The sequence below is a fragment of the Actinopolyspora mortivallis genome (assembly GCF_003001495.1).
GTDB lineage: Bacteria > Actinomycetota > Actinomycetes > Mycobacteriales > Pseudonocardiaceae > Actinopolyspora > Actinopolyspora mortivallis_A.
This window is the reverse complement of sequence record NZ_PVSR01000011.1, coordinates 20,640-34,389: the sequence shown is the minus strand read 5'-3', so window position 1 is coordinate 34,389 and position 13,750 is coordinate 20,640. Positions and strand designations below refer to the sequence as shown.

At 68.1% G+C, this 13,750-nt stretch carries 11 protein-coding genes; 6 read left to right on the top strand and 5 right to left on the bottom strand.

Annotated elements, in window-relative coordinates; translation table 11 throughout:
* Window positions 1-320: 320 nt before the first annotated feature.
* From CEP50_RS09195 to CEP50_RS09175, 5 genes are all read right to left on the bottom strand, one after another.
* Window positions 321-1,331 (bottom strand): glycoside hydrolase family 5 protein, encoded by a 1,011-nt coding sequence (locus CEP50_RS09195; protein WP_106113518.1) that lies wholly within the window; start codon window positions 1,329-1,331, stop codon window positions 321-323.
* A gap of 251 nt (window positions 1,332-1,582) precedes the next feature.
* Window positions 1,583-2,545, bottom strand: a complete 963-nt coding sequence (locus CEP50_RS09190) for a carbohydrate kinase family protein (RefSeq protein ID WP_106113569.1) — start codon at window positions 2,543-2,545, stop codon at window positions 1,583-1,585.
* A gap of 132 nt (window positions 2,546-2,677) precedes the next feature.
* Window positions 2,678-4,600 (bottom strand): cellulase family glycosylhydrolase, encoded by a 1,923-nt coding sequence (locus CEP50_RS09185; protein WP_106113517.1) that lies wholly within the window; start codon window positions 4,598-4,600, stop codon window positions 2,678-2,680.
* A 331-nt stretch (window positions 4,601-4,931) separates the two neighbouring features.
* Window positions 4,932-5,153 carry a hypothetical protein gene (locus CEP50_RS09180; RefSeq protein ID WP_106113516.1) on the bottom strand — a complete coding sequence of 74 codons (222 nt, stop codon included), beginning with the start codon at window positions 5,151-5,153 and terminating at the stop codon, window positions 4,932-4,934.
* Between the two features lie 15 nt (window positions 5,154-5,168).
* Complete coding sequence (locus CEP50_RS09175; protein WP_106113568.1) at window positions 5,169-6,776, bottom strand: acyl-CoA carboxylase subunit beta; 1,608 nt, start codon at window positions 6,774-6,776, stop codon at window positions 5,169-5,171.
* 652 nt (window positions 6,777-7,428) lie between these two features.
* Between CEP50_RS09175 and CEP50_RS09170 the strand changes: the two genes are divergently transcribed.
* The 6 genes from CEP50_RS09170 (at window position 7,429) to CEP50_RS09145 (ending at window position 13,695) form a co-directional block, all read left to right on the top strand.
* Window positions 7,429-8,472: a 3-oxoacyl-ACP synthase III family protein gene (locus tag CEP50_RS09170; RefSeq protein WP_258175104.1), complete on the top strand. Its 1,044-nt coding sequence runs from the start codon at window positions 7,429-7,431 to the stop codon at window positions 8,470-8,472.
* 3 nt (window positions 8,473-8,475) lie between these two features.
* The gene (locus CEP50_RS09165; protein ID WP_258175102.1) at window positions 8,476-9,282 is read left to right on the top strand and encodes an SDR family NAD(P)-dependent oxidoreductase; all 807 of its coding nucleotides are present in this window, start codon (window positions 8,476-8,478) and stop codon (window positions 9,280-9,282) included.
* Window positions 9,283-9,317: 35 nt separating this feature from the next.
* The gene (locus CEP50_RS09160; protein ID WP_106113515.1) at window positions 9,318-10,076 is read left to right on the top strand and encodes an AfsA-related hotdog domain-containing protein; all 759 of its coding nucleotides are present in this window, start codon (window positions 9,318-9,320) and stop codon (window positions 10,074-10,076) included.
* The gene (locus CEP50_RS09155; protein WP_106113514.1) at window positions 10,073-11,872 is read left to right on the top strand and encodes an acyl-CoA dehydrogenase family protein; all 1,800 of its coding nucleotides are present in this window, start codon (window positions 10,073-10,075) and stop codon (window positions 11,870-11,872) included. The genes CEP50_RS09160 and CEP50_RS09155 overlap by 4 nt, the downstream gene beginning before the upstream one ends.
* A 108-nt stretch (window positions 11,873-11,980) precedes the next feature.
* Entirely contained in the window at window positions 11,981-12,754 is a 774-nt protein-coding gene (locus tag CEP50_RS09150; protein WP_106113513.1) for a dienelactone hydrolase family protein, read from the top strand.
* A gap of 359 nt (window positions 12,755-13,113) precedes the next feature.
* Window positions 13,114-13,695 carry an NADPH-dependent FMN reductase gene (locus tag CEP50_RS09145; protein ID WP_106113512.1) on the top strand — a complete coding sequence of 194 codons (582 nt, stop codon included), beginning with the start codon at window positions 13,114-13,116 and terminating at the stop codon, window positions 13,693-13,695.
* Window positions 13,696-13,750 lie beyond the last annotated feature (55 nt).

Sequence of the window (13,750 nt, the reverse complement as noted above, 5' to 3'; positions counted from 1 at the left end):
GAAGCGCTTAAGTGAGTTGGCGTACATAGTTGCCGAGAATCTTCGCGCAGACAAGAGCGACGGCGACATCCCGGTTACTTGATTAATCAAGCAACCGCCGAGAAGAGGTCGCGGGATCGGGTCGGCCTCTCCGCTCCTCCGAACGATCACCCCTGGAAACTTATCCGTTTAACCACCCCGGCGCGCCCGTCGTCCTCGAACTCCCCGGCACGAGACGGCGCGAGGACACACACCGGTGGCCGCGGGTGCGCTCCCGCGGCCACCGGCGGGGAGTCGTCGGCAGGGTCCCGTCCGACGAGTTCCCGAAGAACGAGCTCCGCCTAGTAGACCGAAGCCTCCCGAGAGGTCTCCCGGATGCCGTTCTCGCCGTTGAACAGGCGCTGTCCCCACGGAGTCAGCCTGTTCGGGTCGAAGTCCTCGGTCATGTCCAGGTACTCGACACCACCGCTGTTACCACTCCAGGACCAGCCCAGATAGCCGATACCGAACGACTCGGCCGCGGACAGGATCGCGCTCTCGGCCACGTCCCCGTCGGAGTGTTTGTGGCCGAACTCGCCGACCACGATCGGCAGTCCCTCCTCGACGAAGTGCCACAGGTAGTCGCGCACCGCGTCCCCGGTGCCGAACACGCCGTACATGTGGACGGAGAACACCGTGTTGCGCAGCGGGTCGTCGGCGAAGACGCTCGCGGCGTCGTCGCGCATCGTGTACCGCCAGTCCTGGCCCCAGTTGGGGGCGTCGACCATCAGGGTGTGCTCGAAACCGGCCGAGCGCATGCGCTGGATCGCCTCACTGGTGGCCGAGGTCCACTGGGAGTGGGTGCTGTTGCCGAAGGGCTCGTTGCCGATGTTGACGACGACGTACTCCTCCTCGCCCCGGAGCGCCTCGCGGACGCTGAGCCAGTAGTCGACCGCCTGGTCCAGGGTGGCGGCCCGACCGCCCTGGTCACCGTAGCCGGTCGTGTCGTGCACCTCCAGCACGCAGATCAGCCGGTTGCGCTTGCAGTCGGCGACCACCTCGGCCACGTCGGCGGTGTCGTTGCGGGTCCACTGGTGACCGCTGCTGAGCACCACGCGCACCGTGTTCGCTCCCAGGGACTTGATGTCGGACAGCGACTGCGTCTGGTCCGGATACCACGTGTGGGGGTGGTTGACTCCCCGCATGACGAAGTCGTTGTCGTTGGCGTCCAGCAGACGCCCGTCCCTGACGTGGAACCCCTCCGGGGCGGGCCGGTGGTGGGGCGTGTCCGCGGTGGCCTGCGACAACGTCGTCGCCAGGGAGAGTGCCAGCACGGCCAGTGCCGTGCCCAGAACGCGTAACCGTGTTTTCATGGAACACCTCGTGGTGTGTTTGCCTGTCCGATGGCGAATCCGGATTCGGCCTCCTTCGACCACGGTGGAACGAGCCGGACACCGGAGTTTCCCGAATGTTCACCGTGATTCCGGCCACAGACAGCGAAACACTTACGCGCTTAAGTTTCAACCCCGGGCAGGAACAGAAAACAGCGACGCGGCGGGCGCGGACCCGACGCAGCCCCGAGGGCCAGCGGGGCCGCCGAAGCACGGTGCTCCGGTCAGCCGGGTCACCGTTCCACCGACGGACCCCCCGTAACGAGTTCGACGGCCCTGGGAGGCTCGGCCCCGGCACGGGAACAGGTCACCGCGGCCGCCCGCGTCGCGAAGTCCAGCGCCTCCCGCCACTCGGCTGCTCCCGTCGCCGCGAGCCCGTCCCGTCCCAGCAGGTTCCGCTGGTCCAGCCAGGACAGCAGCGCGGCCTGCACCGTGTCCCCCGCCCCGATGGTGTCCACCACGGGGGAGTCCGGACCGGCGACCTCGACACACGTGCCGTGTCGGGTCACCACCGACATACCCGCACCACCGTGGGTCACCACCACGGCGGAGGGTCCCCTCCCCACCCATCTCCGAGCGGAGGTCATCGGTTCGCGACCACTGCCCGCGTCCAACCAGCGCGCGTCCTCGTCGGAAAGCTTCAGCAGGTCGACGTGCGGCAACCAGCCCTCGAAACGTCGCCGGTAGGCAACGGGATCGGGGACCAACGCGCTCCGGACGTTCGGATCGAGCGCGACGAGAACACCACGCTCCGACTCGCGCCGCAGCACGGTCTCGTAGACACCGGCCCCCGGTTCGAGCACCAGCGACAGCGTTCCCAGCGCCACCGCCCGCGTCCGGGAGGGCAGCGGTCCGGGATCGGACACCAGACGGTCGGCGGTGTCGTGAACACGGAAGTCGTAGTCGACCCTCCCCTCCTCGTCCGGCAGGGCCACGGCGAGTGGCGTGCGCTCGTCACCGCGCTGCACCAGCGAGGTGTCCACTCCGGACGTCACGAGACGCCGGAACAGCGCCCGGCCGAAGGTGTCGCCGGAGATCCGGGACAACAGGGCGGCCTTCGCTCCCAACCGGCCCAGCGCGATGGCAACGTTGTACGGTCCCCCACCCAGACGAGGGACCAACGGGGCGAGCTCCCCGCTGGGGACGCCCCCGTCCGGGACGAGGTCGACGAGCGCCTCTCCTCCTACGACGATCACGAGAGTTCCTCCCAGGGAGTGTTCCGGTAGCTGTCGGGAACCGGCCCCGCGGGCCGGCCGGGCGAGGACCACCGAGATCCCGGGCACTTCCACACCGGTCCCCACCCGGAGCGAGAACGGCCTCGGCGCGCTTCACCCCTCCAGCAGCAGCACGCGGACCTCGTGGGCGGCCAGCTCCAGCGTCTCCACGGTGGTGCTCGTCCTCGGGTCGACGAGCCGCCCCGCCACCTCAGGTTTGACCGTCACCGGCAGGTCAGAGTGGCTGGCCACGAACACGAAGCTCCGTCCGTCGCCGTGGTCCAGCACGTCCGCGCTGACCGAGGGGTCACCGGTAACCACGGGGCGTTCCACCCCGGCGAGGGTGGCCAACGCCTCGTAGAGGGTCACCGTGGCGTCGGGGTTCACCCCCGGGGTGAGGTCGGCCATGTGCTCCAGCGGGTAGGTGCACAGCACGACCCACCCCTGTCCCACGCGCCTGCACAGCAGGGCGGGACTGCCGTCCTGATCGGTCGCCACCACCTCGGCCTCGGCAGGCCGCACAGGAAGGCGGGAACGACTGTGCTCGTTGCCGGCCACGGCGAAGCGCAGGGTCGTCCCCCGGGACAACCCGCCGAACTCGGTGGTGAGGGTCAGCTCGACCTCGTCGTGCTCGACCGGGTCGACCAAGCCGTAACGCAGCTGGTGCTCCACCCCGAACATCCGGTTCAGGTGCGCGAACCACGGTCCACGCTGGAACGGCGTGACGCCGTGGCAGTACGAGACGTAGACGACCGCGCCGTCGCGGGCCAGTTCTTCGAGCCGGTAGCCGGCGGGGGCCGTGAGCTGCTTGGTGGACGGCAGCACGTAGAGCGAGCAGTCCCCGTCGAGTCCGTCGCGCTCCCTGGTCAGGCCGACCGGTACATCGGCCAGCTTCGCGCCGACGTAGGCCTGCCGAAGGACGGAGAAGGAGAACCGGTTGTCCTGGTCGTCGGTGATCGGAACCCGCCCCTCCAGGTACTCGGGCACCACCAGGGCCGTCCGGGCGTCCCTGCGCCGGCAGTTGGCCACGTCGATCTCGGACAGCACCCGGGAGAACTCAGCCATCTCCTCCAGCTGGGGTTTCGGCTCCCCGTCGACGGTGGTCAACCCGAAGTGCAGCTCGAACGGGTGGTGACGGTACGGGTCCTGCTCGAAGAGGTTGTCGAAGTCGGTGTTGTTCCAGGCCAGCCAGCCCGTCGCCCCCGCGAGCAGGCTGTGGTACAGCGCCTGGCGGTAGTAGTGGGCGGAGTGCTCGGCCGAGGCGAAGTCCGAGGACAGCCCGAACTCCTCCAGCACCACCGGGTGCCCGAGGGTGCTCACCATCTCGCAGACGAAGGCCGCCGCGTAGTGCTGGCGGATCTGGTCGTCCTCCATCCGGTACACGTGCGGGCCGAGGAAGTCGGTCATCCCGCCGAGCTCCCGCACGGAGAAACCGTTGTCCACACCGGTGACCTCGACGCCCCACGCCCCGTCACCGATCGAGACCGGCTGGCGTCCGCCCGCCGCACGAACCGCGCGCACCATCATCCGGGCCCAGCTCGACACCGCCTCCTCAGAGGCATGCCCACCGTAGATGGGCATCTCGTTGCTGATCAGCCACCCGGTCACGGCGGGGTGTTCGGCGAACCGCTCGGTCATCCGCTCGACGAACCACGCCTGCCTGTCCACCATCCACACGTCGGTGTAGAGGTCGCGTCCCCCGCGCCACGGAGGGTCGAAGTTCTCGCCGGACATGTGTCCGACGAGGAAGGTGGGGATGGTGGTCATGCCGATCTCCAGGTGCGCCTGCAGGAAGTCGGCGTAGTTGGCGACGCAGTTCTCGTCGACGCGCTCGGGCTCCGGCATGAAGTCCGGCCAGAAGAAGAACGACCGGGTCACGGTCAGTCCGTGCCGTCGCAGCGTTCGCAGCTCCGTGCGCACCAGTTCGGAGTCGTATCTGCTCCACATCCGCGGGCCACCGCTTCGGGACCAGAAGTTGGCACCGAGCCAGTTCACCGGCCGGCCGGACGTGTTGACCATCGCGAAGTGGCGACGCATGGAATCCTCTCCTCGACAGGGCCGGGTCTCCCCCGCCCACGGTGCGGGTCGTGGTGGGTGCCGACGGGACGACGGAATCTCCGGCAGGGCCACGCGGCATCGGCACGTTTCCGGCACCGGCTGGAACGAACGCGGTGCGTACGGCCTCGACGACGTGTGCCGGTCCACCTCCGACCGGAAACGGCAACCGGAGGCGAGTTCATCAGTTAACCGCTTAAGTGTCAAGCGTCGAGACCCCGTGTGGGGATCGAAGGACCCAGTCCCCTGGAGGAACACCGCGGAAGAGGCAGGCAAGGACACCCGCGCACGGACGGGCCCATCCCGTCGGAACCTACCGGCTCCTTTTCCGGGAGAAGTCCCTTCTCGGATTGGGGACCATCTCCGCACCCCGCCACGAGGTGGGAGCCCGATAACTCCCGCTGCCGACCCAGGGGGCCGGTTCCGGACCGGTGGCGCGAACACGATCAAGTGACAGTTCGATCGCCTTGATGACGGCGGTCATCTCGTCCTCGGTGGGACTGCCACGAACGAGGCGGACGTCGTAGCGGTTCATACTTCGCTTCCTCACTCACATCGGGCCGTTACCGTGTTTGCGCTGGGCCAGCGGAGCGGCTTTCGCGTGCAACGCCTTCAGCGAGCGGGCCAGCACCCGCCGTGTTTCGGCCGGGTCGATCACGTCGTCGACCAGCCCGTGCTCGGCGGCGTAGTAGGGGTGCATGAGCTCGTCGCGGTACTCCTGGGTCCTCGCCGCGCGCGTTTCCTCCGGCTCGGAGGAGTTCTCTATCTCCTTCCGGAAGATGACACCGGCGGCGGCCTCCGCCCCCATCACCGCGATCTCGTTGTTCGGCCAGGCGAACGACAGGTCCGCCCCGATCGAACCGGAGTCCATCACGATGTAGGCACCTCCGTACGCCTTCCGGATGATCACCTGGATCCGCGGCACGGTCGCCGAGCAGTAGGCGTAGAGCAGCTTGGCCCCGTGCCGGATGATGCCCTTGTGTTCCTGGTTCTTTCCCGGCAGAAAACCGGGGATGTCCACGAGCGTGATCAGCGGAATACTGAAGGCGTCACAGAGCCGAACGAAACGTGATGCTTTCTCGGAAGCCGAGATGTCCAGAACGCCGGCCAGCACGCTGGGCTGGTTGGCGACGATCCCCACCACGTGTCCGGCCACTCTCGCCAGTACGCAGATCACGTTCCTGGCCCATTGGGAGTGAACACCGATGTACTCACCGTCGTCGACGATCTCGGCGATGACATCGTTCATGTCATAGGACTGCTTGGAGTCCGCAGGGACTGTTCCGGTCAGCGTGTCGTTGGGACGATCGAGGGGATCGTCGTGTCCCTCGCACGGCGGCAGCTGCTGATTGTTCGACGGCAGCAGCGAAACCAGATAGCGCACGTCCCGCAGACAGGATCGTTCGTCCTCGTGAACGAACGTGGCCACTCCCGAGCTCTCGGCGTGCACATCGGCACCACCCAGTTGCTCGTGGGTGATGCTCTCGGCCGTAACCGTGTGCACCACGTCGGGTCCGGTCACGAACATCCGGGAGACTCCGCGGACCATGAAGACGAAGTCCGTGAGCGCCGGTGAGTAGGCCGCTCCCCCCGCACAAGGCCCCAGGATGACACTGATCTGCGGAACCACACCGGACAGACGTACGTTTCTCCGGAAAATACCGCCGTAGCCGGCCAGGGCGTTCACACCTTCCTGGATCCGCGCCCCGGACCCGTCGTTGAGACTGACCAACGGGGCTCCCGCGGCCTCGGCCATGTCCATGATCTGGTGAATCTTCGCCGCGTGGCTCTCCCCCAACGAACCACCCAGGGCCCGGAAGTCGTGAGCGTAGACGAACACGGTCCGTCCTTCGATCTCTCCCCAACCCGTGACCACGCCGTCCCCAGCCGGACGACGTCGCTGCATACCGAAGGCCGTGGAACTGTGCCGCCGGTGCCCCTGGATCTCGACGAACGTGTTCTCGTCCAGCAGGATGTCCAGTCTCTCCCGGACCGTGAGCTTGCCACGTGCCCGTTGCTGCTCCGTGGCCTGCGGAGACGGTCCTTCCACGATCTCGTCACGTCGGCGGAGCAGTTCCTCGGCGCTCTGCTGGACGGCGTGTTCCCGCTCTGCCCCCCGGCCGGACTCCGAGTCCTCGTCGTGGGAGTCACGACTCATCTCGACACCACCCTTCGAGTTGTCCGCGCTCAAACCGCGGTTCCGTTCCGGAACGCCACTTCGAACTCTTCGGCCGGCAGCTACCTGATTCACTCGCACCCCGTGCTCGTTCTCGTCATCCCCTGTTCTCCGGGATTGTCGATTCCCGCTCGGCGCTCACCTCACTCCTGATCGTGGCCGGAGTCCGGAAGACCGTCGAAGCGGCATTCCGTGTGACGGAACGCCGCCTTGCCGTTCGCGGAACGGTTTCGGAAGGGTGTGGAGTCTCCGAGCACCGAACTCACGAGGCGACACGATGACCGCACCGACCCAACACCTGGAGACCGGGTCCAGGGACGGACCGAAAGCGCCCTCGTTCTCGAACAGCCCGGGCACACCGACTGCCGTGAACCGTTTCGCGGGCTCGCTCCGGAGAAAACTCCCCGTCTTCCACGTTATCAGACCTCGCTTTCCGGAAGAGGCCGTCGCGACACCGTTCCCGGCGAAGCACGACTTCCTCGAGGACTCGATTCCCGTTCCGCGGAAAGCGGATACCAGAAAAGAGCCCGGAAGAGGAACGGACGAATTCGAGCCCGAGCGTCCACAACAGTCACCCCATTACTCACTGCGCTGATCAGGGAGACATCGTGAGCCCCATGACAGGACAAGGCGGGTGTCAGTGTTGCCGAGCGGAATCGGAATCCTCGGTCTGGGTGCCTACCTACCCGAGACCGTGCGCACGAACGAGGAGATCGCCCCCGCAGCGGGGGTAACCGTCGAATGGATCGAGCAGCGTACGGGGGTGATGCAACGCCGGGTGGCCGAACGCGATCAGGCCACCTCCGACCTGGCGGCCGAAGCGGCGTCGCGCGCCTTGACCTCGGCCGGGATCGATGCTTCCCGGATCGGGATGTTGGTGCTGGGCACCTCCACCCTGGACGAGTTGGGCCCGGCCACGGCATGCCGGGTGCAGCACAGGATCGGTGCCGCCGGAGCTGTCGCTTTCGACGTGAACGCCGCGTGTTCGGGCTTCGTGTTCGGGCTGCGCATCGCCCATGACTGGCTCGCTCACCAACCCAGAGGGCAATACGCGCTGGTGGTCGGAGCGGAGCTGTATTCGACATTCCTGGATTCGAGTGATCGCGGAACGGCCGTCCTGTTCGGGGACGGGGCGGGGGCGGCCGTCGTCGGCCCGGTCTCGCCCGAACGCGGTGTGCTCCACACGAGCCTCGGCTCGGACGGCGGGCAGGCCGACCAGGTACTCATCCCGGGCGGTGGGAGCCGCATCCCCGCGAGCCGGGAGTCACTGTCCGCGGGCAAGCACACCATCTTCATGAACGGACGGTCGGTGCGGGACTTCATCACCGAGATGTTCCCTCGCGTGGTGGACGAGGCGTGCACGGCCGCCGGGATCGGTATCGCGGACCTGGACGTGGTGGTACCGCACCAGCCGAATCCCCTGCTGCTGCGGAGTCTGAGCGAACGAACCGGACTGCCCGAGGAGAAAACGGTCATCCTCGGAGACCGCGTGGGCAACGTCGGAGCCGCCTCGATCCCGGTGGCGCTGACACACGCCGTCGCTCGGGGACGCGTCTCCGACGGCGACCACGTGCTGCTTCCCACCTTCGGGGCGGGCGTGACCTGGGGATCGTGTCTGCTGCGTTGGTCCCCCACAACACACAGGCCGCTCAGCGCACTCGACGAGACGGAAGGATGACGGATGGAACTCGGAAACTCGTTGTTCGACCTCTCGGGGCGGCGTGTGTTGATCACCGGCGCCTCGCGGGGGATCGGACTGTGCCTGGCGCGCGGGTTCGCCGCCAACGGAGCGCGGGTGGCCATGGCCGCTCGCTCACGGAACACCCTCCGCAAGGAAGCCGCCACGATCGGCGAGGAGGGCGGCGATGCCGTCCCGATCCCGGGGGACCTGTCCAGCGACGACGGTTGTACCGGGGTCGTGGAGGACGCGGTGACCGAGCTGGGGGGTTTGGATGTCCTGCTGCACAACGCGGGCGGTCCGGTCGTCGACGAGCACGGCGTGCTCCAGATGCGTGCGGTGCTGGGAGCCTCGGACGCCGACTGGGCCGGGGTGCTGGACGTGAATCTCATGGGAGCGGTGCGGCTGCTGCGGGCGGCCCAACCCTTCCTGTCCGTCTCCCCGGATCCGAGTGTGACGGTGATGTCCTCGGTGGCCAGCCTGCTCGGCGTGGGGGGCATGGAACCGTACGCGGCGGCGAAGGCGGCCCAGGTGTCCCTGGTGCGTTCGCTGGGCACCGCTTGGGCCCGACAGGGAATTCGGGTGAACGCCCTGTGCCCGGGGTGGGTGCGTACCGAGATGACCTCCTCCGCACACGAGGACGAGGCCACCTCGGAAGCCGTGCTGTCGAACGTGCCGCAGCGCCGCTGGGCCGAGCCGGAGGAGCTGGTGGGACCCGCGGTGTTTCTGTCCTCGCCCGCCGCCTCGTTCATGACCGGCCAGACGCTGATCGTCGACGGTGGGCTGGCCGCACATCCGTTGATCGACTGACACGGGAGAACCGCGAGCCCGGGAAAGGGGCTGTGATGTCGGAGGAACACGTGTGGGTCGTGGGAGACTGCCTCGCGCCCTTCGCGAACAACGATCACGTGGAGACGCTCGGCGGTGTTCTCAGTCGTCTGGAACGCGGCCCCCACGGCAAAGAAGTGACCGTGCTGCACCCAGGGCTGGGGGTGGACCGGACCTGCTGGCGGGATGTCGGCGATGCGATCACCCGACGGGGGTTGTCCTCACTGGTGCTGGCCCACGGCGAACCACCGCAACCGGTGGCTCGGCACAGGGTGCTCAAAAAGGCCCAGGACAACGTGCTCCTCGGGGACGCCCGCGCCTCGGGAGAGGAGCTCTGCGCCTCGTTGGTGGTGCCCAACGAGACGGAGATGCTCCGTGACCACACCGCCGAACAACAGCACGTTCCGGGAATGCTACTGATCGAGGCCGCGATTCAACTGGTCACGTGGGGTGTGGGTGAAACCGTTCCCCCCACCGCGCGCGGGGAAACACGGTACGCCGTGATGCACCGGTGCGGATTCTCGTTCGGGAGGTTCGTGTTCCCGCTGCCCGTGCTGCTACGAGGACGGCTGTCCCGTTCCGGAGAGGCCGATGACGAGCGGGTGCCGTTGACCGCACACCTGTGGGCGGAGCAGGCGGGCGAAACCACCGGCGTGTACGACTTCGAACTCAACGCGTTCGATCCACGGGCGGTGTTCGCGATCGAAGCGGGCCAGGCGGGCAAGACACTGGCACGTGCCGGTGCGCCGTCGGGAGAAGAGGGGAGCACGGAATGATCGGAAGTTTCGTCCGCTGTGGACAGCAGCAGTACGACCCCGAGATGCGGCCGGTGTTCACCGCTCCCCTGTTCACCAAGGCCAACGGGGATCGATCGAGGTCACGGGAACACCGGCACACCTACGAGCAGCTCCGCCACATCAACGCGGCACTCGGTCTGGCCGAGCGGAGCCGACACGAACCACGGGCCCTGTTCGCCGCGCTGGAGTGGGCCGCCGTGGCCAATCCCGCCCTGTTCCTGACGGCGACGGTGCACTACGGGGTCTGCGTGGCCGGGATCGACGGCATGGGCCGCCCCGGTACGGAAGTGGACCGGGCACGGGCCGAACTCGACTCCGGGCGGGCGGTGGGAACCATCCTGATCACCGAACTCGGACACGGGACGAGCCACGTCGCCCTGCGCACACGCGCGGACTACGAGCCCTCCACGCGGACGTTCGTGCTGACCACTCCGGACGAGGCCGCGCAGAAGTTCATGGCCCACGCGGGACTGGAAGGTGTTCCCAAGATCGGCATGGTCTATGCGCAGCTGTACCTACACGGCGTGTGCCACGGGGTCTTCCCGTTCCTCGTCCGACTGCGGGAGAGCACGGGGACGTGCACGGGGGTGCGTATCGGTTCCGTCTGGAACTCGGAGGCGGTCTCGCTGGACTACACGCTCGTCCGTTTCGAGGGAGCGCGGGTTCCTTTCGACTGGTGGCTGTCCGACGGGGCGGAGTTGACGCGCGAGGAGGAGCTCCGGGATCCTGCGGACTCCCCGCAACAGCGGTTGGTGCGTTCGCTGCGGGTCTCCCGGAACGCTTCCACCGCCGGGGCGGTGGGGCTGGCCGCGGCGGCGCGTGCGACCGCGGCGATCACACTGCGGTACTCGCACCAGCGGATCACCTCGGGAGGACTGGCCCCCGGAGTGGCGACGATCCGTTACGGCGGGGTGCAGCGGGCGGTGTTCGGCTCCTTGGCCACGGCCATGGCGATCACGGCCCGGGTGAATCGGGCGCGGGAACTGGCACTGGCCGATGACGAGGCCGAACGGCCCACCGAGACCACCTGGTCCCCGTGGGCCTCGGTGCACAGCGAGCTCGCCCTGACCAAGGTGGCGGCCACGTGGGCGGCCGAGCGGGTCACACGGGACTGCCGCAAAACCATCGGGGCGCAGGGGCTGCTGGAGGCCAATCGCATCCGCGAGTACGAAGGCCTGGCGAGCGTCTACCACTCGGCGGGTGGGGACAACAACCTGACGGTGCTGGACCTGGCGCGGTCCCTGGTCACGGAGGCGCTTCCACCGGCTCCGGTGGAGACCCCCTCCCCCTCGGAGGGAGACGTCTCCGAGGTGGGCTTCTGTGTCCGGCTCGCCCGGGCTCGGGAGAACATGCTGCACACGCACTTGTGCGCCCGAGTGGGAGCGATGTGTGACCGTTCCGAGTTCGACAGGTGGAACGAAAACACCCCCCTGGCGTGGGAGCTGGTGCGGGCGCACGCCCACCGGCTGACTCTGGAGGAGTTCCGGGCCCGGACGGAAGCTCTGGACCAGGGACGGGAACGGGAGCCGCTGGAACGACTGTGCCTGGTTCACGCGTTGGAGGAGCTCGACTCCCACGCGGAGCAGCTGGTACTGCACGGATGGCTCTCCCGAGGACAACAGCGACGGATCGTTCCGGTGCTGAACGAGCAGTTCCGGGCGCTGGTCGAGGCCGGGCCGGGATTGCTGGACGAAGCCGGGTTGGACGGTGACGTGCTGAACGCCCCGATCGCCGCCGAGGACTACGTAACCACGATGACCACCTCCGTCCGGTGACGGGAACCGTCCACCGGCACGAGCGGGACACGGCGGGATGTGGTGGGATGAGACAGAGGAGCATCGCCCCGGGCAGGCGGACGTCGACGGCGTGGAGAGGAGCGGCCCGTGACTGCCGTACGTACGAGTTCGGTGGACATTCCCACGGCGGACGGTGTGGCCGACGCCTACCTGACTCATCCGGAGGACACCGCCGCCCACCCGGGTGTGCTGCTGTACATGGACGCCTTCGGGATCCGTCCGCACCTGACCGCCATGGCCGACCGCCTGGCCTCGTCCGGCTACACCGTCGTGGTGCCCAACGTGTTCTACCGGCACGGGCGCACTCCGGTGGTGGAGCTGCCCGAGTTCATCGACCCGCACCAGCGCCCGGACATCTTCGAGCGGATCGGCCCGATCATGCGGGAACTCACTCCGGAGCGGGCGGTGCGCGACGCCGGGGCTTACCTCGAATGGATGACCACCCGCCCGGAGGTGGCCAACGGACCCGTCGGTGTCACCGGTTACTGCATGGGCGCGGCACTGGCCATGCGCACCGCCGCCGCCCATCCCGACCGCGTCGCCGCCGCGGCCTGCTTCCACGGCGGGAACCTGGCCACGGAGGACCCGGACAGCCCGCACCGGCTGGCCGAGCACATCACCGCCGAGCTGTACTTCGGACACGCCGACCAGGACCACGCGCTGCCGCCCGAACAGATCGAGCGGTTGGACCGGGCGCTCACCGAGGCGGGGGTCCGCTACCGTGCCGAGGTCTACGAGGGCGCCGCGCACGGTTACACCCAGGCCGACACGGCCAGCTACGACCGGGACGCGGCCGAACGGCACTGGACGGAACTGCTGGCGCTGCTCGACCGCGCCCTCAACAGCGAAGGCGCTTCGTGACACCGGTCGCGTTCACGCTTCTCCCGCGTGCGCGCCCGACCGCACTCCGCCCTCTCACACGGGTTCCGACGCCCCTCCGGAACGTGCGGCTCGGACACGAGTCCCCCGCGGCGCCCCTCCCAAGCCCGCGTTCCGCCTCACCGAACAGCCGGCCTCACCCCCGCGGGAACTCCTCCCGGAAGGACTGAGGGGATGACCGGGTTCGTCCCGAAGTGAGCCCCGACAGACCCTGTCATCCAAACCCGGTCGGTTGACAGAGGCGGACGCCGGCCGGCTCTCCGTAGATTCAACCTCGCCGATCGCAAACGTGCGGACCTCACCCGCAGGACCACCGCACCCCGCCGAAAAGCGAGGATCACATGTCCGAGGAACATCCACGCCTTGCCGTGCTGGTAGGCAGCGCCCGCGAGGGGCGGTTCGGGCCCACGGTCGCGAACTGGTTCGCCGACCAGGCCCGTCAGCACAACAGCATGGAGACCGAGCTGATCGACCTGGCCGAGACCCCGCTTCCGGTGACGCTGACCTCCCACCCCGACCCCGGTGTCACCGAGATGCTGGACAGGCTGAGCCCACGTCTGGAGTCCGCCGACGCGTTCGTCGTGGTGACCCCCGAGTACAACCACAGCTTCCCGGCGGTCCTGAAAAGCGCCATCGACTGGCACTACACCCAGTGGCGAGCCAAGCCGGTCGGATTCGTCTCCTACGGCGGCATGTCCGGAGGGCTCCGGGCAGTGGAACAGCTGAGACTGGTGTTCGCCGAGATGCACGCCGTGACCGTCCGTGACGGAGTCAGCTTCCACATGGCCTGGGAGAAATTCGACCAGGACGGAAGCCCCGTCGACCCCACCAGCAACGCCGCGGCCAAAACCATGCTCGACCAGCTCACCTGGTGGGCTCGCGCCCTCCGCACCGCGCGGACCCACCATCCCTACACCACCTGAACGGCCACGTGCGCCCGAAGGCGAATCCCCCACCGTTCCGCTCCCCTGCCCGTCC

Bases quoted from the DNA above. Each gene is read 5' to 3' on its own strand.
- CEP50_RS09180 (WP_106113516.1), bottom strand. From the start codon at position 5,153: ATGAACCGCTACGACGTCCGCCTCGTTCGTGGCAGTCCCACCGAGGAC.
- CEP50_RS09160 (WP_106113515.1), top strand. From the start codon at position 9,318: ATGTCGGAGGAACACGTGTGGGTCGTGGGAGACTGCCTCGCGCCCTTC.
- CEP50_RS09185 (WP_106113517.1), bottom strand. From the start codon at position 4,600: ATGCGTCGCCACTTCGCGATGGTCAACACGTCCGGCCGGCCGGTGAAC.
- CEP50_RS09175 (WP_106113568.1), bottom strand. From the start codon at position 6,776: ATGAGTCGTGACTCCCACGACGAGGACTCGGAGTCCGGCCGGGGGGCA.
- CEP50_RS09145 (WP_106113512.1), top strand. From the start codon at position 13,114: ATGTCCGAGGAACATCCACGCCTTGCCGTGCTGGTAGGCAGCGCCCGC.
- CEP50_RS09195 (WP_106113518.1), bottom strand. From the start codon at position 1,331: ATGAAAACACGGTTACGCGTTCTGGGCACGGCACTGGCCGTGCTGGCA.
- CEP50_RS09155 (WP_106113514.1), top strand. From the start codon at position 10,073: ATGATCGGAAGTTTCGTCCGCTGTGGACAGCAGCAGTACGACCCCGAG.
- CEP50_RS09165 (WP_258175102.1), top strand. From the start codon at position 8,476: ATGGAACTCGGAAACTCGTTGTTCGACCTCTCGGGGCGGCGTGTGTTG.